The organism is Neobacillus sp. NPDC058068, assembly GCF_042885335.1.
Lineage (GTDB): Bacteria > Bacillota > Bacilli > Bacillales > Cytobacillaceae > Neobacillus.
In genome coordinates this window covers 21,375-47,849 of the sequence record NZ_JBHVSI010000007.1, presented here as the reverse complement: position 1 = coordinate 47,849, position 26,475 = coordinate 21,375, and the positions used below count along the sequence as shown (strand labels likewise).

Here is a 26,475-nt window from a genome sequence, read left to right as displayed (position 1 = left end):
CTCTCGAACTAAAAACGCTAGCTAACTAAGTTCTTTTGTCGAAGCCAATTATTTATGATTTCTTCCGATTGTCTCTCTGTTATTGGTATCTTTTTTATGGAAAGATTATGTTTAATCATTTCTAACCCTAATAAAGCATATTGCGGCAGGGCACCTACATAAGAAAGTAAACGCTCATCAGTTAGGATTTCTTCCGTTTTGCCTTGCATTACTAGATTTCCATCCTGTAAAACCATAACGAAGTCCGAAAATTCAGCAATCAGCTCCATTTTATGTTCAACTAAAATAATCGTTTTACCTTTTTGCTTCATAATGTTGATGATTTTAAAGATTTCTTCTGTTCCATGCGGATCCAGCTGTGAAGTCGGTTCATCAATGACTAGAATGTCTGGCTCCATGACAATTATTGAAGCAAATACCACCCTTTGTTTCTGTCCTCCTGACAGATGAATAGGATGCTTTTCTCTTAAATATTGAATACCGAGCAGGTCCATGACCTCATTGACCCTGGCAGTAATTTCTTCACGTTCCACTCCAAGGTTTTCTAATCCGTAAGCGATTTCTTCAAAAACCGTGTCTTTAATCCCGCTAATTTGGGTAAACGGATTTTGAAAGACATAGCCAACTTTTATGGCCAATTCTTCAATTTCATAGTCAAAGAGGTCCTTGCCATCAATCGAAACGGTCCCTTTCAATTCCCCCTTATGAAAATAGGGAATAAATCCTCTTAAAATATGACAGAAAGTGGTTTTTCCACTGCCATTTTCTCCTATAATGGTATAAAGCTTTCCCTTTTCAATTTCTAGATTAATTGTTTTTAAGGCCTGTTTCTTTCCTATCGGGTATTGATAGGACAAATCTTTTATTGAAATATAGCTCATAGGAAATACCTCCAGCCTATAATCATGAGTAGCAAGAGCAATAAGACGATTCGAACAAACAGATCCATGGCCGTTTTTTCTAATTGATAGAGTCTGGTTTTGCTTCCTTTTACAGTAAAAGCACGTGCTTCCAGGGCCATAGCTCTCTCTTCTGTACTTGAAATAGATGTTAGAAATAATGGGGCAAGAGTTGGGAAAAACGCCTTGGCTCTGACAAGGATATTCCCCTCAGTCTCTACCCCTCTGGCCCTTTGTGCATCCATAATCGTACTAGATATATTCTTTATTTCTGGAATGATTTGAAAGGTAGAGAAAATAACGTAAGCCGCTTTTGGTGGCAATCCACGCTTTTCTAGGGAGTAAATAAAGTCTTTGATGGATGTAATTTGGAAAAAGAGTAAAAACGCTGCTCCAATCGTAAGCAATCTTGATATAAGAGTCAGGCTGAACATAATCCCTTCCTGTGTAATAGAGAAAATTCCCCAGCTCCAGAGAATTGTTGCACCAGGATAAAAAAAGATTTGCAGCAGGAAAATCATTAACGCTATCGGTAAGAGCGCTTTCATAAAAAGATTAAGAAACGGTTTCCCCTTGCCGCCAAGCATCGCAATCGCAAGGCATAATGGTACAAGTAAATAGGAGAAAATTAAATTTTGGACCAGTAACATGGATAACACAATAAAACAAAAGAGGATTAATTTCGTCGTCGGATATAAGCCTAGAATTAATTTACGGATTGAATCCATAAACACCCACCCTTCCATTTAATTCTTGATATAGGAGGCACCATAATTGTGTTTGACTAAATATCTAGCTGACATTTTTTTAACTATCCAATAGGCAATAAAGAAACAGAGGATTCGATCAATACTTTCAATAATGATTTTCTGAACCGTAACCGCCTGCCACATATCGAAGCCCGCTGCCAGGAAGAAGGCGGTAATCACATCCGACCCAGTACCAGAAATCCCGCCAAAAACCATAACCGTTATCGGGGTGGCAATTACTACCGATATAATTCCAGCCATCACACCAGCTATGATTGCTTTTAGTAAATTATTCACCATCCCTTTATATGAAAGTAAACCTGCAAGCAATCCCATTGCCATACTGACTGGGGCAAAAGCAATTAAAACAGGATCGACAATCCCTCTCACTAAATTACTAAGTCCTCCAGTGATTAAACCGACCCATGGACCGGCAATCATCCCTACGACGATCGTGCCAGCAGTATCGAGGAATAAAGGAAGCTTTAAAATACTCACAATTTGCCCGATGGTGACATTTAGGGCGATACCAATTGGAATAAGGGTAATCGCTAACACACTAAAATCATGCTTAATTCCTATTTTTTTCATACGGTCCTCCTATTTGTTTTAATAGATTTTAGTCGTTTCCATGATAAAAGCTTCCTCTGGGATTTCTTTCACCACCCGTTCACTAGCCGCCTGCACTTCCTGTATAATTTCGTTCTCATCCAATGTGAGCAATTGTTTATGGTATACGACGGGATTGCCGCTAATATAGACGGATTCCACATCGCTGCCTGTGACATTATACGCAAGTGTCGAGAAGACATTTTCATGCGGCCCGATTCTTAATGGACGTAAGTGGGGAGCAGAAGCATCAATGACAACAAAGTCTGCTTCTTTTCCAATGGCCAGTGATCCAATCCGATCCTCCACTCCAAATATCTTTGCGCCGTCAATCGTTGCCATCTCTAATGCCTGTTTAGCATGCAGGCTTCGAATTCCTTTGCTAATGGTTTGCAATAAAATCAGACCTTTGATTTCTCGAAACATATCGTTGGAGTTATTCCATAGGGCCCCATCGGTTCCTAGTCCGGTAATCACCCCTTCTCGTAAAAATTCAGGGATTGGGGCCACCCCATCTGCAATTTTCATTTCACATACGGGGGTATTGATGACCTTTGTACCGGACGCTGCCATAGATTTAATCTCTTCTTCATCAATATAAATAGAATGAGAGCCGATTAAATTTTGGGAAAGAAGACGGTTGTCTGAAAGGAATTGAACAGGCGTTTTTCCAAAACGCTCTTTACACATATTCACTCTCCAGGTAGTCTCGGCAAGGTGCTGCGTGACCAGTAAATTGCTTGCCTCAGCCATCCTAAAGATTTGGTCCATTAGATTTTCATCAAAATCTTCCTCTGAAACACTCCCAAGAATCGGAATGATGTCTTTCTGTTCACATTTTTCTTTAAAATTCATCAAATATTCCAAAGAGACAAGAGAATGAGGATTGGTAAAGTCTGACCGTACATCTTCCACCAAAGCCCCCCTTATTCCCGTTTCCGCCATAGCTTTTATTGAGTCAAGCCCCAGACTCCAATACATGTTTTCCGTGATAAAAGTGGTGCCAGACCTTAAGGCTTCAATATACGTAAGCTGTCTGGAATAATACCGGTCTTGATTACTCAGTAGGTCATATAAAAAATGATAAGGAGCAAATTTTTCATTTTGCTCTTTTAGTGTTAGATGATCGGCTAAGCCTCTTACAACCGTCATATCCCCATGACAATGACCATTGATCAGACCGGGAGAAATAATCTTCCCCCTGGCATCCAAACATTCTTTTCCTTCTGAAGGGTGAATTCTCCCTTCTTTAATGAACTCTATTTTTCCATTGGTAATTCCAAGCGAGCCAATAAAAGGTTTGGACCCAGGGGTCATGGTCACGATAATCCCTTCACTCACTACCAAATCGAATCCCATCTTTTCACCTTCTTTAAAACTTAGAATAAACCTAAAAAATCTGTTATTCGTTGCTTTTCATTAACAATGAGCGGCTTGCTCAACCATCATCTTTACCGCATTGGTTAGTGTTCCGATCTCAGGAATTTCAATCTCAATGTGATCATCATCTTGGAGTGTAAAATCATCTGGAGGGACGATGGCGGTACCTGATAATAGGACAACCCCATCGAATAGTTCATTGTTCTTTACTAAATAAGAAACTAATTCATCAAATTTTCTTTTTAACTGTGAAGTACTTGAGGATTGGTTAAAGACAAGTTCATTCTTTCGGTAAATCCGGCAGGTAATGGTTAAATCATAAGGGTTTTCGACGGTTTCAACTAAACGGATGGAAGGACCAATCGAACAGGAGCCTTTCCAAACTTTTGCCTGTGGTAGATAAAGTGGATTTTCTCCTTCAATATCTCGGCAGCTTAGATCATTTCCAATAATATAGCCTACAATTTTTGCCTGATGATTGATAACAAGCCCCAGTTCCGGCTCCGGCACCTGCCAATTGGAATCGTTTCGCAGGTACAACTGTTGATTAGGTCCCAGCGTACGCTTTCTCGTGGATTTGAGGAAAATTTCCGGCCGCTCGGCATGATAGACTTTGTCGTAACAGGTTTCATTATTCAACTCTTGATGACTAGATTCATAGTTTCTTGCCATGCGACTTTTTTGATAGGTCACGCCAGCCGCCCACACTTCTTCCGTCTCAATGGGTATGAGCAGCTCTAGATCTGAAATTTTCTTATTGATAGGTAATTGATCCTGTATTTGTTCCTTAATAAAGGAATGAATTGACATTTCTCTTGCTGATGCCCTTGCGTCTATTTCCTGAAAATCCGAAAATGAAAGATCATAAATCGCTAAATCCTCTGTCATCACTGCCATTTGCGCTTTCTCTGCTTTTTTATACCGAATCAGGTTCATCGTTATCATCCTTTACAATTAAATTTATTATGGTCTTACGATACCTTCCATTGCTCTAGCGAATCTAAAGTATACGTTGGCAAGATAGGTAGGTCTTTAAGTTCCGTCTTCCCAGTCACTCCAGTTAGCACCAGGAGGCTATCTATTCCTGCACGAATGCCTGTTAAAATATCCGTTTCATAGTTATCCCCGATAATTAACGTCTTTTCTTTGTCTGTTCCAAGACGTTTTAATGCCTGTTCAATCATGGTTTGCTCCGGCTTACCGATGAAAATAGGTTTCACTCCAGTAGACTTCGTCAAAACCGCTGTTAAGGAGCCATTAGCGGGCAGCAAACCCCTATCGGTAGGAACAACGAGGTCCGAGTTCGTCGAAATAAATTGGGCTCCGTTTTGAATGGCTAAACTCGCTTTTGCTAATTTATCGTACGTAATATGACGATCAATCCCCATGACCACGACATCTGGCTCTTTAGAAGTAATCAAAAAACCCTGCTCTTCGATGGCTCGGTATAGCCCATCCTCCCCAATAACCATAACCCTTGCATTGGGAAATGAATCAGCGATAAAGGCGGCAGTGGCAATACCTGATGTAAAGACTTCTTCACTTGAAACAAAAACGCCCAGTTTTTGCAACTTGCTGGCAATTTCCTCCGTGCGCTTGGAAGAGTTATTGGTTAAAAACAAGCATTTGCGATTTTTGTCTTTTAGGTCATTAATAAAATCGATGGCTTCGGAAATTCCTTCTTTTCCCCGGTAAACGGTTCCATCTAAATCGATCAGATATCCATCATAATTTTTCATTTTCACTCACCTATCTATGTTATTTTGATTGATGATAGCCTTTGAAAAATAAACAGGATGATTTAGGCTAGTTCCACCACTACATGATTGACTAAGTAGGATGGCAGTTTTCCTTCTAATACATCCACTATGTTTTGAGCTGTTTTCGTCCGCAGCTCGACCATGGCTTCTTCTGAATACCACGCACTGTGCGGGGTGAGGATGACATTATCTAATGATAACAATGGATGATTTTGATCGATAGGTTCTGTCTCAAGGACGTCTAATGCAGCGCCGGCAATTTCACCCGCCGATAAGGCTTCGAGAAGATCCTGTTCATGGATGATGGCACCTCTTGCCGTGTTAATAATCACAGCATTCCTTTTCATCATTTTAAATGTATCTCGATTAAGTAAATGTTTGGTTTCGTCCGTTAGAGGGATATGAACCGAAATAAAATCTGATTGTTGAAGAACTCCCTCCAATGTTTCCGGGCGGGCCCCCTCCGCCCGAATCACTTCGTCTTGAACGAAGGGATCATAGACGACAATGTTGAATCCAAATGCTCTTGCCTTTTTTACAAGGCTTCGCGGAATCCGGCCAAAGCCGAGAACACCAAGGGTTTGACAAGAATAGCGCTGGATTGGCATCCCTAATTTAAAATCCCAGTTTCCCCGTCTAATATGGTTATGGAGTTGAACAATTTTTCTGCTCCAACTTAATAGCAAAGCTAATGCATGGTTAGATACCTCTTCTACTCCGTAATCGGGGACATTTGTGATGCGTATTCCCTTTTCAGTTGCTGCACGGAGATCGATGGTATCTACCCCGACTCCATAGCGCGAAATTACTTTACAGCGTTGAAGCTTTTGAATGACATTTTCTCCGATGGGTGCATATTGATTGATAATCCCATCGACATCTGCTGCTAATCGGATCACCTCATCCTCAGAGCGGCATTGACCTTTAATAAACTCAACATGACTAAGTTTAGAAAGAACGTTTTCCTCGATCGCTAAATCATCAAATTCATAATCTGTAATCAATACCTTCCATTTTTTCATGAAACCCCTCCAAGTTCTCAACAATAAATAGTTTTATAACATTCACTCTGTAAGAGATTTTTGTCAGACTGGGCCATATTACAATCGGTAAAAAGCGAGTCTACCTTTTCAGGAATTAAGTACCGATGAGAGCCGGTAGCGTTTAATTTTGTGTGATCGGCGAGCACAATCACTTTTTTGCTAGAATGGACGGCTGCTTTTGCAATTTCGGCACTAGCCTCACTAAGCTTATAAAAGCCTAATCCAGGTCGAAAGGAATCACAGGTTAAGACAGCTATATCGGAATAAATATCACTTAGAAAATGGACAGCCTTTTCTCCGATAAAGTCATAGTTTCTCTTACGAAAGGTCCCCCCTGCCATCAACAAATGAATTCCTTCCGTATCAATGAGTTCGTCAAGAATTAATAGTGAATTGGTCACAATGGTCAGATCTTTTTTCTGTTTCAGGCGCTTGGCTACCAGCCAAGCCGTAGTGCCATTATCGAGTGTAATAATCGAGTGATCCGGAATTAACGCCGCAACCTTATCGGCAATTCGTTCCTTTTCCTTGATCATGTTGTGGGTACGTTCTTTAAATGTCTTAATTAAGGAAGGATCTTCCTGGGAGATACGTGCGCCGCCATGGATTCGAACGATGTGTCCTTCTTGTTCCAATTCCTCTAGATCCCGTCTCACCGTAGCCTCCGTAATATTAAACGTCGCAGCGATTTCTTCTACACTTAATACATCTTTAATTTTTAGTTTAGAGATAATTTCGTTTTGCCGAACCTTCTTTTTATTCATAGCTTTTCATTACCTTTTTAAAATTTTTAAATGCCTACAAGGAATAGCAATGCCTTACATGTTTAATTTTTAAATATTCATAAAGACCCTCAGGTCCATGTTCGTGCCCGATTCCGCTGTCATTCCAGCCGCCATATGGGGCATTTAATACACCGGCATTCACATTATTGATCGCTACATTTCCTGCATGAATTTCTCTTGATAAACGTTCCGAAAGTCCCAAATGGTTGGTATAAACGATAGCAGCAAGGCCGTATTGTGAATCATTCGCTAAATTGATTGCCTCTTCAATGGTATCAAATGGCATGACCCCAACTGCCGGACCAAATGTTTCCTCCTGCATAATCAACATATCGTGGTTGGCATCCGCTATTATTGTAGGGAGAAAATAATTCCCTTTTACGAATTTCGGTCCATCCGGCCGCTTTCCACCTGTGGTGACCTTGGCCCCTTTTAGTACAGCATCCTCAATGTGTTCCATGGTTTTGTTTACACCCTTTATTGTACACATTGGTCCAAGATCACAATCCTCTGTCAGACCATTAGCAATTTTAAGCTTATCTGTTTCCGCTGTGAACTTCTCAACAAATCGGGAATAAATTTTCTGATCAACATAAATGCGGTTGATCGCAATACAAATTTGCCCCATGTTCCTGAAAGATCTCCTAACAGCCCCTTTGACCGCAGCGTCAAGATCCGCATCTTCACAAATAATCATCGGCAAACTTCCACCCAGTTCCAGAGATACCTTCTTTAACGTTTTAGCCGATTCCATTAACACCGTCTTTCCTACTTCTGTTGAGCCGGTAAAGGCAACTTTTTTGGCTAATGGATGTCTTACCAACAGGGTGCCAATATCTGCCCCGGAACCTGTCAGCGTATTCACGACTCCCGGGTACACTCCAGCCTCTTGAATACATTTTATAAAGGCAATCGGTGAAAGTGGGGTTTCCGAAGGCAGCTTGCAGACAATGGTACAACCTGATGCCAACGCAGCCCCTACCTTCCATGCCAGCAATTCGATGGGATAGTTCCAGGGCGAAATTGCTACAGTAACACCAACAGGTTGATAGACGACGCGGCTTTCAAACCCTGCTTCTGGATTAGGAATAATTCGACCGTACACTCGCTCTCCTTCCTCCGCATAATATCGAAGGATCTGTGCCCCTTTTTCCACTTCTCCCAGTGCTTCTTTAAAAGGCTTGCCCATTTCTCTCGTCATAAGCTCGGCGATCTTCTTTGCCTCATGCTGTACATTTTCACTTGCTCTTCTTAGAAATTCTCCTCTTTTAAAAGGATTCAGACTGGACCACTCTTTAAAAGAGCGGTCAGCAGCTAATACCGCTTCCTCGACATCGTCTCGCGAAGAACGGGGAACCGTTGCTATTGTTTCTCCAGTTGCAGGACTAGTGACGTCAAAGACCGCACCATCGGCAGAGTTTCTCCATTCCCCATCAATCAGGTTTTTTTCCTGTATCATGTAAATTCTCCCTTTATCGAATTCTTTTCGTTTGTTGTGCATCTCTTTCCATTAATATTTTGATGGCTTCAGATGCTGCTCTGCATGCTTTTTCTTCTCCGCCGTTATCACCCCATTTATCTAATACACGATTGGAAATAACCGATAAGATAGCGCCCATTCTCATTCCATGAAGGTAACCGACGATATATTGACCCGCCGTATCCATGTCAATGTTCGTTACTTTTGCTTGCTGTAAATCAGGGATAATTTTGTCTGCAAAAGAAGGCCAATATCCGCCCTCTGAAAGGGGTCTTCCTTGACCGATATAGAAAGAGCCAACGGTGTAAACCAAACCATAGCCATACCGATACCCTAGTCGTTCACATGCTTCAGCAAGCGCCGATACGACATCTGTATTTGCGAAGGCAGGAAATTCCGGCTCTACATACCATTGGGATGCCCCGTCCTTTCTGATCGCAGCCACGGGAATAATGAGGTCACCAAGGTCAAATTCGGGCACAATACATCCAGTGGTACCCACTCTTATCGCAGTATGAACACCGATTTCGTTAAGTTCATGAATCGCGATTTCAGCACTTGGACATCCAATACCTGTGGAAGTGGCCGCAATTGGGCTATCCTTATAGAAACCTCTTACTGTTTTATACTCCCTGTAATGCGCTACTTCCTCATACTGATCCCAATTTTCAGCAATCTTTACTGTTCTTTCCGGAGCACCTGGCAGTAACACATATCCCGGAACATCCCCTTCTTTTAAACGGATATGATATAATGCTTCCCCTTCCGTCGGTCTGCTTGCTTTAATGACCTTCTCCATCTTTCTCCATCCTCCCTGATTTTTATTTTAAAAAATGAATTCTAGCAATCTCGTATTTCATCCCTCTATCAAGTATCGAACCTTATAATAGCCCTGGTCCGTTACCTTCTTCCCAGGCAAAGATTTCCCATATATTCTTATTTAAATCTCTAAAATATACTGCCCTTGAACCCCATTGGTAGGTTTCAGGCGGGGAAATGCATTCGACCCCTCTATTCACTAATTCCTCATACAACTGATCGACATCTTCTAATGATGGGACTTTAATCGCTAACATGAAGTGGTTTCCCTCGCCGCCCAGATATTCTTTTTGAATGGCACGATACACACCGTCTTCCTGCCATAGGGTAAGACTTGTTCCTTGAAAATCAAATTGAACATAGCCCGGTTGTCTCCTAACCAACTCAAAACCCATTTTATCTGTATAAAATTGAACAGCTTCCTCTACGTTTGGAACAAATAGACAAATATCATTTAATTTTTTTAGTAAACTAAGATCTGCAGGCATCTTTTATCCTCCTTTTAATTCCCAGCAAGGTTTAAACGTTGAATTTGCTCGGGTGAAAGTTCAATCTGGCACGCTTCAATATTTTCCTTTATTTGTTGGATGGAACTTCCTGAGATTAATGGCACCGCTTTCATTTTGTTCTGCATGCTCCAGGCTAATACGACTTGGTTAATAGTAGCGCCTGTTTCTTCTGTTACTTCCCTTAATACCTTTAACCTTTCATCAGAATCAGGCCCTATGTACTCGGGAGGGAATGATCGATCACCATTGGAATACGCCCCACTCAAAAGCGTCTGATAACACATAAAGTTCATATCATTCTGGTTGATATAGTCAAGTAAATCCTCTGTTGCATGCATTCTTGTATCATCTAAACTTTCAAAAGGCGTTCCTGGTTTTGGCCTTAAATAGCTATACCTATATTGGGCAAAAGTAAAACGCGGATACCCTTTTAGATGACTAATCGTATTTGCCTCTGCAACTCGAAAACTCCTATGATTACTTACCCCGATATATTTAATTTTCCCTTGGCGTTGCAATATATCAAAAGCCTCCAGCGTTTCTTCTAAATCGGTCTCGTTGTCCTCTCGGTGGGCAAAATATAAGTCAATCGTATCCACTTTTAGCCTTCTTAAACTATTCTCGCACTCTCGAATAATAAGATCCTTTTTCAAACCAGCAGGTACATCTTTCATAGGTAATCCTACCTTCGTTGATAGAAACATCTGGTCTCTTATTTTTCGATCAGCCATCCATTCCCCGATTAATCTCTCCGATTCTCCGCCTTCGAATCCTTTAATCCAAGAAACGTACATATTTGCTGTATCAATAAAGTTCCCACCCTGATCAACGTAGAAATCCAAAATCTCTTTGGATTTCTTAGATTCTACGAGAGTATGAAAGTACATCGTTCCAAGAGCCATCCTACTAACCGTTTCATCGACATTTTTTAGTTTTATCTGTTCCATCTGTACTCCTTAAATAAAAATGTAAATTCCAACTTTCTTAAATTATATGAAATTCAAATTTAAATATTCGAAATGAACAAAATTTAAACCATAATGTTTACTTTGAACATTTCTGAGTTTATTATATTTTCTGTTAATAGAATAGTCAATACTTTCAGATAACTTATTTTAAAAATTTTTGAAAATTTAATAATTTACTATGAAACTTGTAATTGATTTCGATGGGCATGCTTGTGCTTGAAGTAACATTGGAACTTGGCGAGTATAGGGATTTACGTGACGAAGATGTAGTTCATCGATAAATTATCAAGTGAAACGGAGAATCTTTTTCTTCTATGTTTTTCCACGGAAATTTATATTGTTATGCAAAAAAGCTGATTCCGGCATCATTCAGGAATCAGCTTTGGCATTTTAAAACTATTTTATACAAAATTCCAGACCAATAAAAGCGTGTTAATAGCTGTAGTTTTGTTCAGAAAGGAAAAAAATTGATACTTTTGCAATAAAAGGTTTTAACAGGTGGATTATATGACCGTTTTCTTCATTCAATCACCATACCGGTCACGTATGCCACCTAATTGCATAACCGGTTTTTAAATTGAATAATCCTCGGGTATATATACCTTCAACTGTTTTGGTTTGATGAATACTTCTTCACCTGTCTTCGACTATTTTTTACTTTCCGGATCGAGGTCTCCTCTTACAAGTTCCTCTGAATATTCAACACCGTATTGATCCAGTCCTTTTAATGCATCCTTCATTATTTCTGTTGTATCGTCGGGAAGCTTAACCTTATGCATAAAGCTATGCATCTTGCCTGAAACCCCTTCGCTATCACAGGGAACACCTTTTAAATTTTGAATCCTTTCGGAGAGCTTCTGTGCATTCTGTTTAGCCTCTTGCTGCATGGATTGAAACATCTGCTTTAATTGTGGATCATCCAGTTTTTGAATATGATGTTCAAAGGCATGAATCCCCATATATGTACCTCTTAATAATGTATTTAATTCCTCAACCACAATCTCTTCGTTTTTCAAATGCTCACACCCGGTTTCCTTTTTCCATTATTATGAGGTTTTCAAGATTTTTCATCCTTTTTGTCTTTTAGAGATATGATGAGTGATGGCGAATCTGACATGACCAAAACGTCAATCGGTCTTTGAGTGGAAGAAACAAATAGAATTAGGAAATTCATAAAGTAAAAAAGACCGAACATGCAGCAGCATGTCCAGTCCAGCAATAAAAGGGTCCCTCCTGAGGGTTAGTCCCTATATTTCATGACTTCCCTTTTTGGTTCATCCACGATCATTTTCAAATCATGCCCGGATGGATTCTGGAATAAACGAATTCCAAACTCCTGTGCTACGGCGAAAAGATGGTCAAAGATATCCGCTTGTACTGATTCGTATACTGCCCATCTGATATCATTTGAAAATGCATATATTTCTAGTGGCAGCCCGTGTTCTGTTGGTTCTAACTGTCTAACCATTAAGCTCATTTCTTGATTGATTCCTGGATGATGTTGAATGTAATTGCTGATATACGCCCTAAATACACCAATATTAGTAAGTGCCCTTCCATTCACTGGATTGCTTCGGTTAATATCGTTCTTCGTATTGTACTCTGCAATTTCACGTTCCCTCTCGATAATATGGTCCGAGAGAATGTCGATTGTGCTAAATTTCTTAATCATCTCCTCGGTACAAAATGAAATACTATTTATATCTATAAATAATGATCGCTTGATCCGTCGCCCTCCAGAGGTTTGCATGCCTCTCCAATTTATAAAGGAATCGGATATCATCACATAGCTTGGAATCATTGTAATCGTTTTGTCAAAATTTTGTACCTTTACTGTATTTAAAGAAATATCAATTATATCTCCATTTGCCCCGTATTTCGGCATTTCAATCCAGTCACCAACCCGAACCATGTCATTGGAAGCCAATTGAATCCCTGCAACAAGTCCTAACAATGAATCTTTGAAAACCAACATAAGTACGGCAGAGAGAGCACCAATCCCGCTTAGAAAAACAAGTGGACTCTTTCCAACCAGGTTCGCAATCACCAATATTACTCCAAGTGTAATGACAATAATATTTATTACCTGGATATACCCTTTTATTGGCTTAACCTTAGATATATCATAGGTTTGATAAATATCATTAATTGCATTTAATAAGCTGTTCATCACCATTAATCCCATTATGATTAAATAGGCAATGGCACTCTTTTCTATCAATTTCTGATAGCTTGGAAAGGTTGATGCAAAATAATAAATAATAATTGCAGGAACAAAATGTGATAGCTTATGAAATACCCTTCTTTCCAAAAGCACTGTATCCCATGTGAATTTGTTATTTTTTACAATATGGGTAATAACCCTGATCACTACTTTTTTCGTGATAAAATTCGCTACAATACAGATGACCGCTATAAAAAGAATCATAATAATAATAGAAAGATACCCAGCAAAGGTGGGATCTATTTCAAATTTTAAAAGCTGGTTATTGATGTAATTCATAATTTCTTCTCCCTTGATGTTATATTAAGATAGTTACAATTATACAGATAGCCATAGGGATGGTTCTATAGGTCCTTTTTTCTATCTTATTCTTTACATTCAAAAACCCCCGAAAAAGTTGATATAACAACATTCCAGGGGTTTCCAGACGCTTTAATGATCTTAAATCGAATAATCCTCGGGTATAAATACCTTCAGTTGTTTTGGTTTGATGAATACTTCTTCACCTGTTTTCAGCTCCAGGCTGCGATAGTAATCCTTCGGTATTTCCGCTTCGACGAACTCACCATTATCTTGTCGAACCAGTTCAACTTGAACAACGGCACCCACTAAATGGATGTAGCTGATTTTAGCAGTGACTGAATCATTGCTTGCATCACGTTCGATATGAATATCATGCGGCCGGACATAGCCTACTGCTTCCGTATTTATTTTTCCAGCAAACTCGGGCGGGGCATCCACTTCATAACTACCATGCCGAAGCTTACCTTTATCCAGGCGCCCTTTAAACAAATTAACATTTCCTAAAAAGTCGTAGACAAATGGGTTATTCGGGTGTTCATAGACTTCGTCCGGAGTCCCAATCTGCTCAATCCTCCCTTCATTCATGACGACAATCCTGTCGGCAACATCGAGGGCCTCCTCCTGATCATGTGTCACAAAAATACTCGTAATTTGGTAATTGTCATGAAGCTTCCTTAACCATCTGCGGAGATCCTTCCGCACTTTTGCATCAAGTGCCCCAAAGGGTTCATCCAACAAAAGGACCTTGGGCTCAACAGCCAATGCCCTTGCCAATGCAACACGCTGCCGCTGTCCTCCTGATAAATGGGCTGGATAGCGATCAGCAAAGGCTTCTAGTTTCACGAGCCCGAGTAACTCATATACTTTCTCCTTTATCTCCTGTTTGGAGGGGCGAATTTTTCTTGAACGCACCTTTAATCCATAGGCGATATTTTCAAATACCGTCATATGACGAAACAGCGCATAATGTTGAAAAACAAATCCTACTTTCCGCTCTTTTGTACTGATATGGGTCATATCTTCGTTTCCAAATAGTATCGTTCCTTGATTGGCGTTTTCTAAACCGGCAATTATTCGCAGCAAGGAAGTTTTCCCTGATCCGGATGGGCCAAGGAGTGCAATTAGTTCACCTGTTTGAATATCTATATTTATATTTTCCAGGGCGTTAAAGGATCCAAACGATTTAGAAATGTTTTGTATTTGAATGCTCATCCTAGGATTCTCCTTTTTCTGGAATGAATAATTTATTTGCCTTCCATTCAATCACATTTTTCACCACTAATGTGAGGATGGCAAACAACGACATTAAGGAAGCAACCGCAAAAGCTGCAGAAAACTGATATTCATTGTATAAAATTTCTATATGGAGCGGCATTGTATTCGTCATCCCCCGTATATGACCGGAAACGACCGATACCGCACCAAATTCTCCAATCGCTCGAGCCGTACACAAAATTACGCCATACAGCAAGCCCCATTTGATATTCGGCAATGTTACTAGCCAGAAGGTCTTCCATCCGCTCGCCCCTAAGGTTAAGGATGCTTCCTCATCGGCCGTTCCTTGGGTTTGCATTAAAGGAATGAGTTCCCTGGCGACAAACGGTAATGTTACCAATAATGTGGCTAGTGTGATCCCCGGCACCGCGAAGAGAATTTTGATATTATGATTCATCAGCCACTGGCCAAACAAGCCGTGTGCACTAAATAAGAGGACAAACACCAAGCCGGCAATGACAGGTGAAATGGCAAAAGGAAGATCAATTATCGTGATCAGGAGACTTTTCCCTTTAAAATTAAACTTGGTCACAGCCCATGCCGCTGCCACCCCAAAGATGGCATTCAGAGGTACCGTAATCAATGCAATTAAAAACGTTAATTTAATCGCCGATAAAGCGTCAGGGCTGCTAATTGCAGCCAAGAAAACATCACTGCCTTTTTCAAAAGCTTTAATAAAAATGGCTGCAAGTGGCAGCACCAAAAATAAACATAAGAAACCTAATGCAGCTGAAATAAGTATCCAGCGAACCCACCGAGGTTCGGCATCATTTATAGAATTCTGCAGCGGTGTTTTCGAATATTGCAAAGAAACCTGTCCGGCCATCGTGATACCTCCTTTTTGTTAGGCTGTGTTAAAGTACATTGTTGATATTGAGCACAATGTTGATTGGAGTGGAAGGCGCGAGACTTCTGCGGGAGCAGCGGGACAGGTGAGACCCCGCAGACGCTTTAGCGCCGAGGAGGCTCACCGCCCGCCCCGCGGAAAGCGAAGCGCCTGGAACGGAGATCAACATTCACTTTTAACCCAGCCTTTTGTTAAATAAATTTCCGATTTGTCCACCATTGCAATACATTAATCACGAATAATAGAATAAAAGAAAAGATGAGCATAACTGCTGCAAGCGCGGTGGCACCCGCATAATCATATTGTTCTAGCTTCGTCATAATTAATAGCGGGGTAATTTCTGTCTTCATCGGCATATTTCCGGCAATAAAGACGACTGATCCATACTCACCCAAGGCGCGCGCAAATGCTAGTGCGAAACCTGTCAGCGCTGCTGGGAGCAACTCAGGAAAAATCACTTTCATAAAGGTTTGCAGCCGATTGGCTCCCAAACTTGCAGAAGCTTCTTCGATTTCTTTCTCAAGGTTTTGCAACACAGGCTGAACAGTTCGAACAACAAACGGTAACCCGATAAAGGTCAAAGCGAGAGTAATGCCCAGCGGTGTGAAAGCCACTTTGAATCCCAAGAATTGTCCGATCCAGCCATTTTCCGTATACAACGTTGTTAAGGCAATACCGGCAATCGCTGTCGGCAGAGCGAAGGGTAAATCGACGAGACCATCGATAATTTTTCTGCCAGGAAATTGATAGCGAACCAACACCCAGGCGATTAACACCCCGAAAACAACATTAATCACTGCCGCCAACAATGAAGCCCCAATGCTAAGCTGATAGGATGCAACCACCCTAGGCTCAGTAATGGTCTGCCATACTTTTGACCATGGTGCGGCCATGGAGTTAATAAAAATCATCGATATTGGTAAAATGACAAGCATGCTAATGTAAAACATCGTAAACCCTAGTGAAAGGCCAAATCCAGGGAGCACACTATTTCTTTTTATTGTTTGTAAACGAGCCATGAGGTTGACCCCTTCCGCTAAAGATACAAGGGATGCTCCTACTCGGAGCACCCTAAATTATACTTACTTCGGCTGATATATTTGATCAAATGTTCCTCCATCATTAAAGTGCTTTTCCTGCGCCTTTTTCCAACCGCCATAGTCATCATCAATTGTTACTAAATTGATTTTTGGAAAAACATCAGCATATTTAGCGAGTATTTCTTGATTGCGCGGACGATAATAATTTTTCACGACAATCTCCTGTCCTTTTTCTGTGTATAAAAATTTCAAATAGGCCTCAGCTACCTCTCGTGTTCCTTTTTTGTCGACTATTTTATCGACCACCGCAACAGGAGGTTCCGCAAGAATACTGATGGAAGGAACGACAATTTCAAACTTATCCTTGCCTAATTCATTAAGCGTTAGGAAGGCCTCGTTCTCCCAAGCCAACAGGACATCGCCAATTCCCCGCTCAACAAATGTTGTCGTTGCCCCGCGTGCACCGGAATCTAACACTTCCACATTTTTATATAGTTTACCGACAAAATCTTTTATTTTCGCTTCATCACCGTTATATTGTTCCTTCGCATAGGCCCAGACTGCTAAATAATTCCACCGCGCCCCGCCAGATGTCTTCGGGTTAGGAGTGATGATCGATACCCCTTTTTTCGTTAGATCATCCCAATCCTTAATCCCCTTTGGATTTCCTTTTCTCACAAGAAAGACAATGGTGGATGTATAAGGTGTAGAGTTATCCTCTAACTTCTTTTGCCAATCCTTCGAAAGCAAGTCACCCTTTTCGGCAATTTCATCGATATCATAGGCTAGCGCAAGCGTGACGACGTCTGCTTCTAGCCCATCGATAACAGCGCGTCCCTGTTTACCTGATCCACCATGTGACTGCTGGATGGTAACCTGTTGTCCCGTTTTTTGTTCCCAATCCTTCGCGAATTCCTTGTTAAACTCTTCATAAAGCTCACGGGTCGGATCATACGATACATTTAATAATTGAACGGGGTCTTTCTTTTTGGCTGTTTCCTCTTTCGCTGCACTCGTTTTTTTAGTCCCTTGATTACTGCTTGCCTCAGAGCCGCATCCTGCTAGAAACAGGGCAAGAATAATGAGAAACGGTGTGAATTTAAAAGCGATATGTTTATTTATCAACAAGTTAATTCCTCCTTTATCTAATAAAAATGACTGCCTATTCTATAGATTAATGCATAAAGAAATTGGTCCGTGGTTTGTGCAGACAACAAATTTCTTACACACTTTCTAAAAATAAGCAGCCTTCAGTGGTCTGTTCGGCAGCATCCATCATCACTTTTTGTTTTTGTCCGATGAATTTTTTGATGTAAAACGTGTTTTCTCTGTTTTATCAATTTGGGTAATGGCACCATCATGAACAGTTATAATGACTGTGCCATATTCGATATTTTTTAATGTAGAAAGAATAAAATTTGCTTTTGCTTGATCCACAAATGCCATTTGCTTAACCTCCTTTAATCTCTTTATTTCTTATAAGTTTACTTGGATTTACAAGTAAAAAATACCTGATGATTTGTAACAATGAGGACTCCCTTTACTAATCGGTAACATCATGAAGATGACTCTCCCTTCTCATTAAAAAAGACTTATACCCAGTAAATGAGTATAAGCCTTTGGTTTTCCAATCAGCTTTCTATTTTTAATTGTGTCAAACGTTTTGTAAATCTTTTAATTTATCATTATTTTATTCTGACTTTTCCGACGTGTCAAGTGTGTTTTTGAAATTTTCTAACACTTTAATTGAATCCAGTCTCAACTGCAACAACTTAAGGGTTCCCGTGTTTTTCAATGACCTTCTCAAGTAGTGGCTCTAAAATAAGCTATACCTGATGTATAATACTATTTCTATATGATATCAAGCCAAATTTTCAAAGCTGTTGCAAAAATTAATAAAGCCAGAATAACTTGTAAAATTTTTGTATTCATCTTTTTCCCAGCCATCGCACCAAGTGGAGATGCAATCAAACTCGCAATAACCATAATTGCTGCTGGACCGTAATCAACTTGTCCTGTTGTAATTTTCCCTACAGTTGCTCCAATCGAAGAAATAAAAGTGATAGCTAGGGATGAAGCAATCGTCATCCGTGTTGGTATTTTAAGTACAACTAACATAATTGGTACTAATAAAAAGGCTCCTGCTGCTCCTACAATCCCTGCACCTACACCAACGATTAATGCTAGAATAGCTGCGAGCCACTTGTTAAATTTCACCTGATTTAGTGGAATGTCATCGATCCCTTTTTTAGGGATAAACATCATAACAGCAGCAATTAAGGCTAAAATTCCATAAATTAGATTAATGCCTCCTTCAGACATTAATTTCGATCCATATCCACCAATAAAACTACCTATTAATATGCTTGCACCCATGTAGATGATTAACGTTTTATTTAAGTACCCACCCTTTCGATACGCCCAAACTCCACCTATTGTAGCAAAAAACACTTGGACAGCACTGATTCCAGAAACTTCGTGTGCACTAAATGCTGCTAAACCAAATAATGGCGGAATATATAGTAACATTGGATATTTTATGATAGAACCGCCAATTCCAAGCATTCCTGAAATATATGAACCTATAAATCCGATTAAAAATATTGTAACTATAAACCCTAATTCCATGTTTATTACCTCCAGTTTAGGAAAGGGAACCTTTTTTAGGTTCCCTTTATTTTCAGCCCTTTTTTATCCAAAATTTTAGTACATCACTATCTTCTTCTTGCTTAATTACCTCATGACCACCAGATTTCGACCAAGCATGAAGATCATTTTTTGCTCCCTTATCTGTTACATGGATTTCTAGAATTTCTCCTGATGCTAAAGCATTTATTGCCTTTTTTGTCTTTACGATTGGCATTGGGCATGCTAACCCTTTTGCGTCTAATACTTTTGTTGCTTCCATACCTTGTTGCCTCCTAATTTTTTTAATTTTAGATTAACGAATCGCACAACGGTTTGGTCCGATTTCCATTTCACGTCGTTTTTCTTCATCTGGAGTGATTTTCCCCATATTTGTTTCACGAATTTCTTGATATGCATTTGGTTGTGGTGGTAGATTTTCTGTTACCATCTTTCTAAATTCATTTTCGTCCTCGATATTTAAACCATGATTTTCTGCAAATAAAGTACCTAATTCTTTTGCTACACTTCCATCATCATTCAACTCATCAATGATCATAAAATGAGCTGGTAAAACAATTAATTCCTCTGAAAGTCCTCTATAACGTGAATATAGACTCTCTCTTAAATCTGCTACCCAATCTTCAGCCATTCCTGCTAAATCTGGTCTTCCAATTGAATCAATAAAAAGAATATCCCCTGACAGCAAATAAGATGAGTCCACAACAAATGAGGTTGAGCCAATTGTATGACCTGGTGAATATAATGCATGAATATCAATTGCAGTATTTCCAATTTTTACTGTAATGCCACCTTCTAGTGGACTATAATCAAACGTTACCTCTGTTGCATCTTTTGGAGGTAACCAATATGTTGCCCCTGTACTAGCTGTAATCTCCCTGCCACCTGAAATATGATCAGCGTGAAGGTGAGTATCAAATACATGAGTAATCTTCGCACCAATCTCTTTTGCAAAGTTTAGATAGGTATTTGTCATACGAGTTGCATCAATAATTGCTGCTTCTCCATTTGACACAATCATATAGGATAAACAACCTTTTCCAATTCGGACAAACTGATAAATTTCACCTTCGCCTCTTAAATCGCCAATTTTCACTGGCTCTAAGTGCTCACTCCAAGCCTTCATACCACCTTCTAAATAAGAAACATTTAGACCTTGTTCAGAAAGCATTTCCGCTACCATAATAGAAGAACCTTCTTTCGCACAAACAACTAATACTTCTTTTTCTGAAGGAATCTTTCCTAAAATTTCTTCAACACCATCAAGTAATTCAAAGTATGGTATATTCAGATACTCAAAATTCTCTCCTTCGATCCTCCAATCTTGAAAGTCGCCTTCATTACGAACATCTAATATAAATAACTCTTCTTTATGAAATACTTTTCTTGTCACATCTTTTGAATGCATTGCTTTTACAGTCATTCTATTTACCCCCTATGGTATATTTAAGTTTAAAAAAATAATTCTTTATTAAAACGATGTTTCGGATCATATCCAACAATCTATTTTCTCCTTACTTATTTAAAGTGGAAGTTTTACCTGACCAAACACTCATACCCGGTACAACATTATTTACTTTAATAAAGCCCTTTTCAGCTAATTTTTGAGCTGCGAGATCACTACGGCTGCCTGTTCGACATACCACATAAATTTCGTCATCTTTATCTAATTCAATTACACGCTCTTCCAATTCACCTAATGGAATCGAAATTGCATTTGGAATATGATTAAATGCATATTCGGCTGATTCTCTTACATCTAGTACAACAATGTTTTCTCTTGCATTTATTTTTTTCTCAAGTTCTTCGTTACTTATAACCTGCGGATGTTTTCTTTCAATTGTTTCATCATTTGAAGATTTACGTAAGTAATGCTTAAGCAACTCCCCTTCTTCAAGCGTACCAAGATACTGATGACCAGAACTTTTCGCCCATGCTTGGATATCTGCTTTTGAGCCCTTATCCGTTGCTTGTACCTCTAATACCTGCCCTGATCCGATTTCATTCATTGCTTTTTTTGTTCTCACGATTGGCATTGGGCACGCTAATTCTTTTGCATCGACTAATAAATCTGTTTTTATAAAGTTCATTAAAAACGCCTCCATTTACCCATGCGGGTATGTTAATTTGTAAAAAAAATTAGTTTGTCTTGCCTTGTTTTTTTAGATAAATAATTTCACTTGACCTTCTTCTACATCTGCAAGGTATACAGCTACCCTTGCATATTCACCATTACCCCAGCGGGTATATATTAATTTAAATAAAAGAGGGTGTCAACCCTTTTTTATCGACTCTTAACAAGTAAGTTTACTGCTTCTTTAACCAATTCTTCTGTACTTCGTTCTCCAGTTTCTTCAGCATTTCGAACGCATTCAACTAAATTCGAACTAACCACAACCCCTATCGTTCGATCAATTGCAGTTCTCGTTGCAGACAACTGTGTAATGACTTCCTTACAGTCTTTATTTTCTTCCATCATTCTTAAAATACCTCTAAGTTGCCCCTCAATACGCTTTACTCTATTTTTCATTAGATCATTATATTCCAATTTCATTCCCCCCTTTAACGATAACCTTTTTTTCTTAGAATATTTTTTGAAAAACTAACTATCCATAATAAATAATAACATTTGATATGTTCTTCCCTATTCAACTCTTTAGCAAGAAGCAACTTACAAGTTCATAATATACCATATAGGGTATATTGTCAACGCGGTTTATTACTTTTTTGATGTAGTTATTTTCCCTTATAACACTTCCAAGAGTCGCAGCAACTATCAATGATAGAAAAAATAACTCAGGTGTGCTGAGTTATTTTTTCTATTCATTTATAATTACCTAATTAAATAATGCGCCTACTGGGCCATTAACTCAAAAGTGTATTATTTATCATTTCCCGCAGCATTTTTTATACTTCTTACCACTACCGCAAGGACATGGGTCATTTCTACCAACATTATTTTCATTTCGAACAGGTACACTTTGCAGCACATTCGATTGCCCCTCCGCGTTCCTGTAATCCATTTCACTTTCAAATGCTGCATGCTTCCATTCCTCTAATTCAGGGTGTTGCTCGTCAAGTATGGAATAGTAACTATAGACCACCTGTTCAACATCAACCATGCCTGATAAATACTCGTTATTCATATGTGCAGAGATTTCCGGCAATGCCGATTTTGATAGCTGATGACAGAGTGCTTCGATCAGTAAATCTTGATCCTCTAATTCTTTTGCAGCCCTGTAAGCCTCTCTTAAAACCTTTACAGCAAGGTCCGTTTTGATATTTTCGACAACAGAAGTGGCAAAAATAATCGAATCCGATTTCTTTAAATAAGGTGCAACTTCTTTTACAACATCATCATTTTGAAAACTAATTAACGCCAAAGCAGCCTCTTCTAATAAGATATCATCATCCCGTACTAACAAGCTTGCCAGCATAGGGATAAACTGCGACAATTTTAATAATCCAATCATATAAACTGACAAGATGCCGCTAAAGGAAAAACATTGTTCCTTTAATTCATTCTCAATGTCAAAAGTAATTTCCTCTGCTGTGATCCAATTGTTTTGCACCAAACATTTCGCTAGTTTTTTTGCTTTAAAGAATATGTCGTGCTGATAAGAATCTGCTCGGTCAAGGCTATTGATCGTTTTGGCAAATTCCTTGTGAACTTCTTCTTCAGTCCCATTTTGGATTAACTCGTATAACGCCCATGAATCATCGTTAATATATCTTATCAATGGCTCCTTATATTTTAGAGCAAGCTCTGGTTCCAAATAAGCAAATAAATTTAACGCTAAATGGTTCTCAGACTGATCCATCTTAGGTATATTTTCAAGTAAAATCTGTACTGCTTCTTCATTGATGGTTTGTTTTTCCACATAAATTAAAATGGAAGATTGCTTCTCTTTATGTTTAAAAGCTTCCTTCAATAACGCTACTGTCCATTCCTCAGGAACATTAGGATAATCATGTAGTGCATGAAGAACAGTTTCTTGAATTAAAATATCATCGCTAATTAAGTGGGGTTTAACCTTTTCTAAAAATGTCATGTGCAGTGTCCTTTCAGGGTACCTTTATTTCATCCTTCATTTTACCAAAACTTCCCCCGAAAACCTCGTCACAAGTTGTAAAAGTTGTTATCTTTATATCTGTTTCAAAAACAGTCGATTAATTTTCAATTATTCTCTTTCATTATGGCAAATTCCTACCCAGTCTAAGACAGCTGCAAAAAGCTCAGTCCGGTATGATATCGAACTGAGCTTTTTTTCTTATTTATTTTTGCTACTTATTCAACTATATCCCTTTTATATAAATTGAATAAGTATTAAATTTAGATATCTAAATCTGTGAATGCATAAGGTAATAATTCAATTAAGGTCAATTCTAATATATCTTTTTTCTCATTTGTTAAATAAACCGGCATTTCTGGTGAACAGAATTCTGCTAAAACTTGTCTGCAAATACTACAAGGTGGAAGAAAATCTACCGTATCACCTGCTACAGCAATTGCCTGGAAATCACCTTTTTTGTAACCATTTGCTATTGCAGTGAAAATAGCTGTTCTCTCAGCACAATTTGTTGCACCAAATGAAACATTTTCCACGTTTACTCCATTAATAACAGTACCATCTTTTAATAATAATGCTACTCCAACCGGAAAATTGGAATAAGGTGCATAGGCTCTTTCCTTCATCTTACGTGCACTTTCCATTAATTGCTCTTTGTTCATATTACCCATCCTTTTCAAAGAAGAATGAACTTTTCACAGTCCCCTTAGTGCCAACGTTTGATTGGCAGGACTTCTTACGTTATCATTTTTCGGAATATTTGTCAATATCAAAAAAGGGTAGACCTGCTAACCTCGGGCAACATTGATAAATAATCCAAAAATATAATAAAAAGGTTCTATAAAACATAAAAAAACTCCTAATGTAGAAGTTAAAGACCTTGTTATGTTCGAGTGGAACTGACCCTTGAAGCATCATAGTGTCAGGTTTTTATCATGCACAGAAAGGGTATTATTTTAAGTGATTACTAGCAATTATGAGGGGAAGTGAATAATCATGTTGTCTACAAACCAACTTGATACATTAAAAAAGAGGCTTGAGGAAGAGAAACAGGCAATTATAGACCAAATAAATTCTACCAGTCAATACAGGAATATGGATGTAAGCATGCAGGAAACAGTCGGAGAATTATCGGCTTATGACAATCATCCTGCTGACCTGGGTACTGAATTATTTGAGCGTGAACGTGACTTTGCATTAGAGGACCACCAGGATAAAGAGCTTGAAAAAATAAATACTGCATTGGAGGCCATTGAAAAAGGCACCTATGGAAAGTGCCAGGTTTGCGGGGAAGAAATTCCTTTCGAGCGGTTGGAAGCTCTTCCATCAACCTTATATTGTGTAAAGCACACTCTAAAAACATCAGGCGGCGATTATCGCCCAGTTGAGGAAGACATCCTAGAGCCACCCAAGGTTAACTCCTTCAGGCATGATCCGGAACAAGGTGTTGTCGATACTCAAGATAGTTTTGAGGAAGTGGCCAGGTATGGAACCTCGGAAACTCCTGCCGACCTCGTTGGGGATTATAAAAGCTATAATGATCTGTATAACAAGGGTAAAAATGAAGAATCTTACGCTGAGGATTATGAAACTTATTCTGCCACAGACATCACTGGTCAGAAAAAAAACGTTGTGATGTCCAGAAAGATGAAAGAAGACAAAGAACTGCTAGATAGACAAGGAATTGAATCCAAAATTGGAGATATTCCCTATAAAAAGAGAGACAGCTATTTAAATGATAAACAAGATAATAAGAAAACAGAGACTGACTAATTTCAGTCACCGTTTTTTAGGGCTAACAACTCCAGTTGAAAATACAAACGATTATCAAACAGCTAAATAAAAAAAAGGAAGTTATTAAAATTAATATACAGTTGTTAAAAGTGGGTATAACACATAGAGAAAAATATTTTTCCTAGAAAGAAGGAGTTATGATGATGTGGACAATTATTGGTTTATTACTATTATTTTGGATCCTTGGGCTTGTATTCCATATTGCGGGAGGACTTATTCACATTCTATTAGTGGTGGCTCTCGTGGTGTTCATTTTCAAATTAGTTTCAGGTAAGACAAATAAAGTATAAACACCATCATCTTTCGGATTTTATGATTAAGACACATTATACCAATTTACAACCAAAAAAGGAGTGGTATTCATGGAATGACCAAGAAATAGCAAACCATATTTATAAAAACGGAGATTCCCTAGCAAGTTTTGATGATTTCAGGGAATATTTGAAATGTAGGTAAGGAAGATGAACAACACAAACTTGCACATATGCTTGTACGTTTAGTACAGGAATAATGGAATAGTATTAAAAAAGCCCATCACTTATTTATATTAGTGATGGGCTTTAAAGTTTTACTATCTGAATGGGATTTAAATTTTTAGTATGAAGAAGGATCTTAATTGTTAATTCTGCCATCCGCCCGAGTTGAAGACATAGGGCTCCTTGTCCCACTTAGTTTAAAATAATTGAATCATTTTTTTCTTTTCTAACTATTGGGACCAGGTTCGTCTTCCCTTGTCATGATTACCATTGGGTGGGATAATCCTATTGAGGGGGCAAAGGAATGAAAAGCAAAAAAGAAGTTTTGGAAGAGATAAAAAAACCCTATCGAATTAAGCCATTAACTACGGTAATCGTTTTAATTGTAACTGCCTTCATCTTCATGACAATTAATGGCGCAGTTATCGATTTCGGACGAAAACTGGCATCAGATTTTGTTGGTGCTTTAATCAGTTTGTTATTTGCATGGAATTTGGGATTTGGACTCTATCTAGGTATCTGGCAATATTTGAATTCTCGAAAGATAAACAAAGTTCTTTTTCCCAAACTTGAGCAGTTTATTAATGAAAGTGATGAGAAAAGTGTTGATGAAACTGAAACAGTAGTTGATAAAATGGTCAATGCGGCATATGCGGACTACACAGAGGAGTATAATAAGCTCTATAAAATTTACTGGACTAGCATCAAAATAAGTTTTGGTTTCTCACTTATTGCAATTGTTATTTCGTTTGTTATCTAAGATAAAAAAATAATGGTAAAATTATCATAAGGGGGAGGA

29 protein-coding genes are annotated in these 26,475 nt (G+C 38.8%); 3 read left to right on the top strand and 26 right to left on the bottom strand.

From position 1 onward, the window contains the following. Positions 1–17 precede the first annotated feature (17 nt). The 26 genes from ACFVSW_RS09930 to ACFVSW_RS09805 all read right to left on the bottom strand — a co-directional run bounded on the left by ACFVSW_RS09930 (position 18) and on the right by ACFVSW_RS09805 (position 24,068). Positions 18–881: an energy-coupling factor ABC transporter ATP-binding protein gene (locus ACFVSW_RS09930; RefSeq protein WP_387315271.1), complete on the bottom strand. Its 864-nt coding sequence runs from the start codon at positions 879–881 to the stop codon at positions 18–20. After that, positions 878–1,627 (bottom strand): energy-coupling factor transporter transmembrane component T, encoded by a 750-nt coding sequence (locus tag ACFVSW_RS09925; RefSeq protein WP_387315269.1) that lies wholly within the window; start codon positions 1,625–1,627, stop codon positions 878–880. The genes ACFVSW_RS09930 and ACFVSW_RS09925 overlap by 4 nt, the downstream gene beginning before the upstream one ends. 18 nt (positions 1,628–1,645) lie before the next feature. After that, the gene (locus ACFVSW_RS09920) at positions 1,646–2,239 is read right to left on the bottom strand and encodes an ECF transporter S component (RefSeq protein WP_387315267.1); all 594 of its coding nucleotides are present in this window, start codon (positions 2,237–2,239) and stop codon (positions 1,646–1,648) included. An 18-nt stretch (positions 2,240–2,257) separates the two neighbouring features. Next, entirely contained in the window at positions 2,258–3,616 is a 1,359-nt protein-coding gene (locus ACFVSW_RS09915) for an amidohydrolase family protein (protein WP_387315265.1), read from the bottom strand. 60 nt (positions 3,617–3,676) lie between these two features. After that, a complete protein-coding gene (locus tag ACFVSW_RS09910; RefSeq protein ID WP_387315263.1) occupies positions 3,677–4,573 on the bottom strand; it encodes a fumarylacetoacetate hydrolase family protein in 897 nt (298 codons plus the stop codon). Positions 4,574–4,608: 35 nt separating this feature from the next. Beyond that, a complete protein-coding gene (locus ACFVSW_RS09905) occupies positions 4,609–5,376 on the bottom strand; it encodes a TIGR01457 family HAD-type hydrolase (RefSeq protein ID WP_387315261.1) in 768 nt (255 codons plus the stop codon). Between the two features lie 62 nt (positions 5,377–5,438). Continuing rightward, the gene (locus ACFVSW_RS09900) at positions 5,439–6,419 is read right to left on the bottom strand and encodes a C-terminal binding protein (protein ID WP_387315259.1); all 981 of its coding nucleotides are present in this window, start codon (positions 6,417–6,419) and stop codon (positions 5,439–5,441) included. 17 nt (positions 6,420–6,436) lie between these two features. Further along, positions 6,437–7,204, bottom strand: coding sequence for a DeoR/GlpR family DNA-binding transcription regulator (locus ACFVSW_RS09895; protein ID WP_387315257.1), 768 nt, complete (start codon positions 7,202–7,204; stop codon positions 6,437–6,439). A 34-nt stretch (positions 7,205–7,238) separates the two neighbouring features. Beyond that, positions 7,239–8,684: an NAD-dependent succinate-semialdehyde dehydrogenase gene (locus ACFVSW_RS09890; RefSeq protein WP_387315255.1), complete on the bottom strand. Its 1,446-nt coding sequence runs from the start codon at positions 8,682–8,684 to the stop codon at positions 7,239–7,241. Positions 8,685–8,697: 13 nt separating this feature from the next. Then, entirely contained in the window at positions 8,698–9,504 is an 807-nt protein-coding gene (locus ACFVSW_RS09885) for a nucleoside phosphorylase (RefSeq protein ID WP_387315253.1), read from the bottom strand. Positions 9,505–9,586: 82 nt separating this feature from the next. Then, positions 9,587–10,012 carry a VOC family protein gene (locus tag ACFVSW_RS09880; RefSeq protein ID WP_387315251.1) on the bottom strand — a complete coding sequence of 142 codons (426 nt, stop codon included), beginning with the start codon at positions 10,010–10,012 and terminating at the stop codon, positions 9,587–9,589. A gap of 14 nt (positions 10,013–10,026) precedes the next feature. Continuing rightward, a complete protein-coding gene (locus tag ACFVSW_RS09875; RefSeq protein ID WP_387315249.1) occupies positions 10,027–10,980 on the bottom strand; it encodes an aldo/keto reductase in 954 nt (317 codons plus the stop codon). A gap of 668 nt (positions 10,981–11,648) precedes the next feature. Beyond that, complete coding sequence (locus tag ACFVSW_RS09870) at positions 11,649–12,017, bottom strand: DUF2383 domain-containing protein (RefSeq protein ID WP_387315247.1); 369 nt, start codon at positions 12,015–12,017, stop codon at positions 11,649–11,651. A gap of 224 nt (positions 12,018–12,241) precedes the next feature. Further along, the gene (locus ACFVSW_RS09865) at positions 12,242–13,504 is read right to left on the bottom strand and encodes a mechanosensitive ion channel family protein (RefSeq protein WP_387315244.1); all 1,263 of its coding nucleotides are present in this window, start codon (positions 13,502–13,504) and stop codon (positions 12,242–12,244) included. A 162-nt stretch (positions 13,505–13,666) separates the two neighbouring features. Beyond that, entirely contained in the window at positions 13,667–14,740 is a 1,074-nt protein-coding gene (locus ACFVSW_RS09860) for a sulfate/molybdate ABC transporter ATP-binding protein (protein WP_387315241.1), read from the bottom strand. Position 14,741: 1 nt separating this feature from the next. Continuing rightward, positions 14,742–15,629: a sulfate ABC transporter permease subunit CysW gene (gene cysW, locus ACFVSW_RS09855; RefSeq protein ID WP_387315239.1), complete on the bottom strand. Its 888-nt coding sequence runs from the start codon at positions 15,627–15,629 to the stop codon at positions 14,742–14,744. Between the two features lie 212 nt (positions 15,630–15,841). Further along, entirely contained in the window at positions 15,842–16,669 is an 828-nt protein-coding gene (gene cysT, locus ACFVSW_RS09850) for a sulfate ABC transporter permease subunit CysT (RefSeq protein ID WP_387315236.1), read from the bottom strand. A gap of 63 nt (positions 16,670–16,732) precedes the next feature. After that, the gene (locus tag ACFVSW_RS09845) at positions 16,733–17,818 is read right to left on the bottom strand and encodes a sulfate ABC transporter substrate-binding protein (protein WP_387315234.1); all 1,086 of its coding nucleotides are present in this window, start codon (positions 17,816–17,818) and stop codon (positions 16,733–16,735) included. A gap of 150 nt (positions 17,819–17,968) precedes the next feature. Next, positions 17,969–18,136, bottom strand: coding sequence for a YezD family protein (locus ACFVSW_RS09840; RefSeq protein WP_387315231.1), 168 nt, complete (start codon positions 18,134–18,136; stop codon positions 17,969–17,971). A 405-nt stretch (positions 18,137–18,541) separates the two neighbouring features. Then, the gene (locus ACFVSW_RS09835) at positions 18,542–19,318 is read right to left on the bottom strand and encodes a sulfite exporter TauE/SafE family protein (protein WP_387315228.1); all 777 of its coding nucleotides are present in this window, start codon (positions 19,316–19,318) and stop codon (positions 18,542–18,544) included. A 52-nt stretch (positions 19,319–19,370) separates the two neighbouring features. Continuing rightward, entirely contained in the window at positions 19,371–19,598 is a 228-nt protein-coding gene (locus ACFVSW_RS09830) for a sulfurtransferase TusA family protein (RefSeq protein ID WP_387315225.1), read from the bottom strand. 33 nt (positions 19,599–19,631) lie between these two features. After that, positions 19,632–20,759, bottom strand: a complete 1,128-nt coding sequence (locus ACFVSW_RS09825) for an MBL fold metallo-hydrolase (protein WP_387315222.1) — start codon at positions 20,757–20,759, stop codon at positions 19,632–19,634. A 91-nt stretch (positions 20,760–20,850) separates the two neighbouring features. Next, a complete protein-coding gene (locus ACFVSW_RS09820; RefSeq protein ID WP_387315219.1) occupies positions 20,851–21,426 on the bottom strand; it encodes a sulfurtransferase TusA family protein in 576 nt (191 codons plus the stop codon). A 194-nt stretch (positions 21,427–21,620) separates the two neighbouring features. Further along, a complete protein-coding gene (locus tag ACFVSW_RS09815; protein ID WP_387315216.1) occupies positions 21,621–21,884 on the bottom strand; it encodes a metal-sensitive transcriptional regulator in 264 nt (87 codons plus the stop codon). 340 nt (positions 21,885–22,224) lie between these two features. After that, positions 22,225–23,388 (bottom strand): YecA family protein, encoded by a 1,164-nt coding sequence (locus ACFVSW_RS09810; RefSeq protein ID WP_387315214.1) that lies wholly within the window; start codon positions 23,386–23,388, stop codon positions 22,225–22,227. A gap of 281 nt (positions 23,389–23,669) precedes the next feature. Continuing rightward, positions 23,670–24,068 carry a cytidine deaminase gene (locus tag ACFVSW_RS09805; RefSeq protein ID WP_387315211.1) on the bottom strand — a complete coding sequence of 133 codons (399 nt, stop codon included), beginning with the start codon at positions 24,066–24,068 and terminating at the stop codon, positions 23,670–23,672. 334 nt (positions 24,069–24,402) lie between these two features. Here ACFVSW_RS09805 and ACFVSW_RS09800 point away from each other — a divergent pair, with 334 nt between their 5' ends. The 3 genes from ACFVSW_RS09800 (at position 24,403) to ACFVSW_RS09790 (ending at position 26,436) form a co-directional block, all read left to right on the top strand. Then, positions 24,403–25,179, top strand: a complete 777-nt coding sequence (locus tag ACFVSW_RS09800; protein ID WP_387315208.1) for a TraR/DksA C4-type zinc finger protein — start codon at positions 24,403–24,405, stop codon at positions 25,177–25,179. A gap of 161 nt (positions 25,180–25,340) precedes the next feature. Beyond that, a complete protein-coding gene (locus tag ACFVSW_RS09795; protein WP_387315206.1) occupies positions 25,341–25,490 on the top strand; it encodes a lmo0937 family membrane protein in 150 nt (49 codons plus the stop codon). 490 nt (positions 25,491–25,980) lie between these two features. Next, a complete protein-coding gene (locus ACFVSW_RS09790; RefSeq protein ID WP_387315203.1) occupies positions 25,981–26,436 on the top strand; it encodes a hypothetical protein in 456 nt (151 codons plus the stop codon). Positions 26,437–26,475 lie beyond the last annotated feature (39 nt).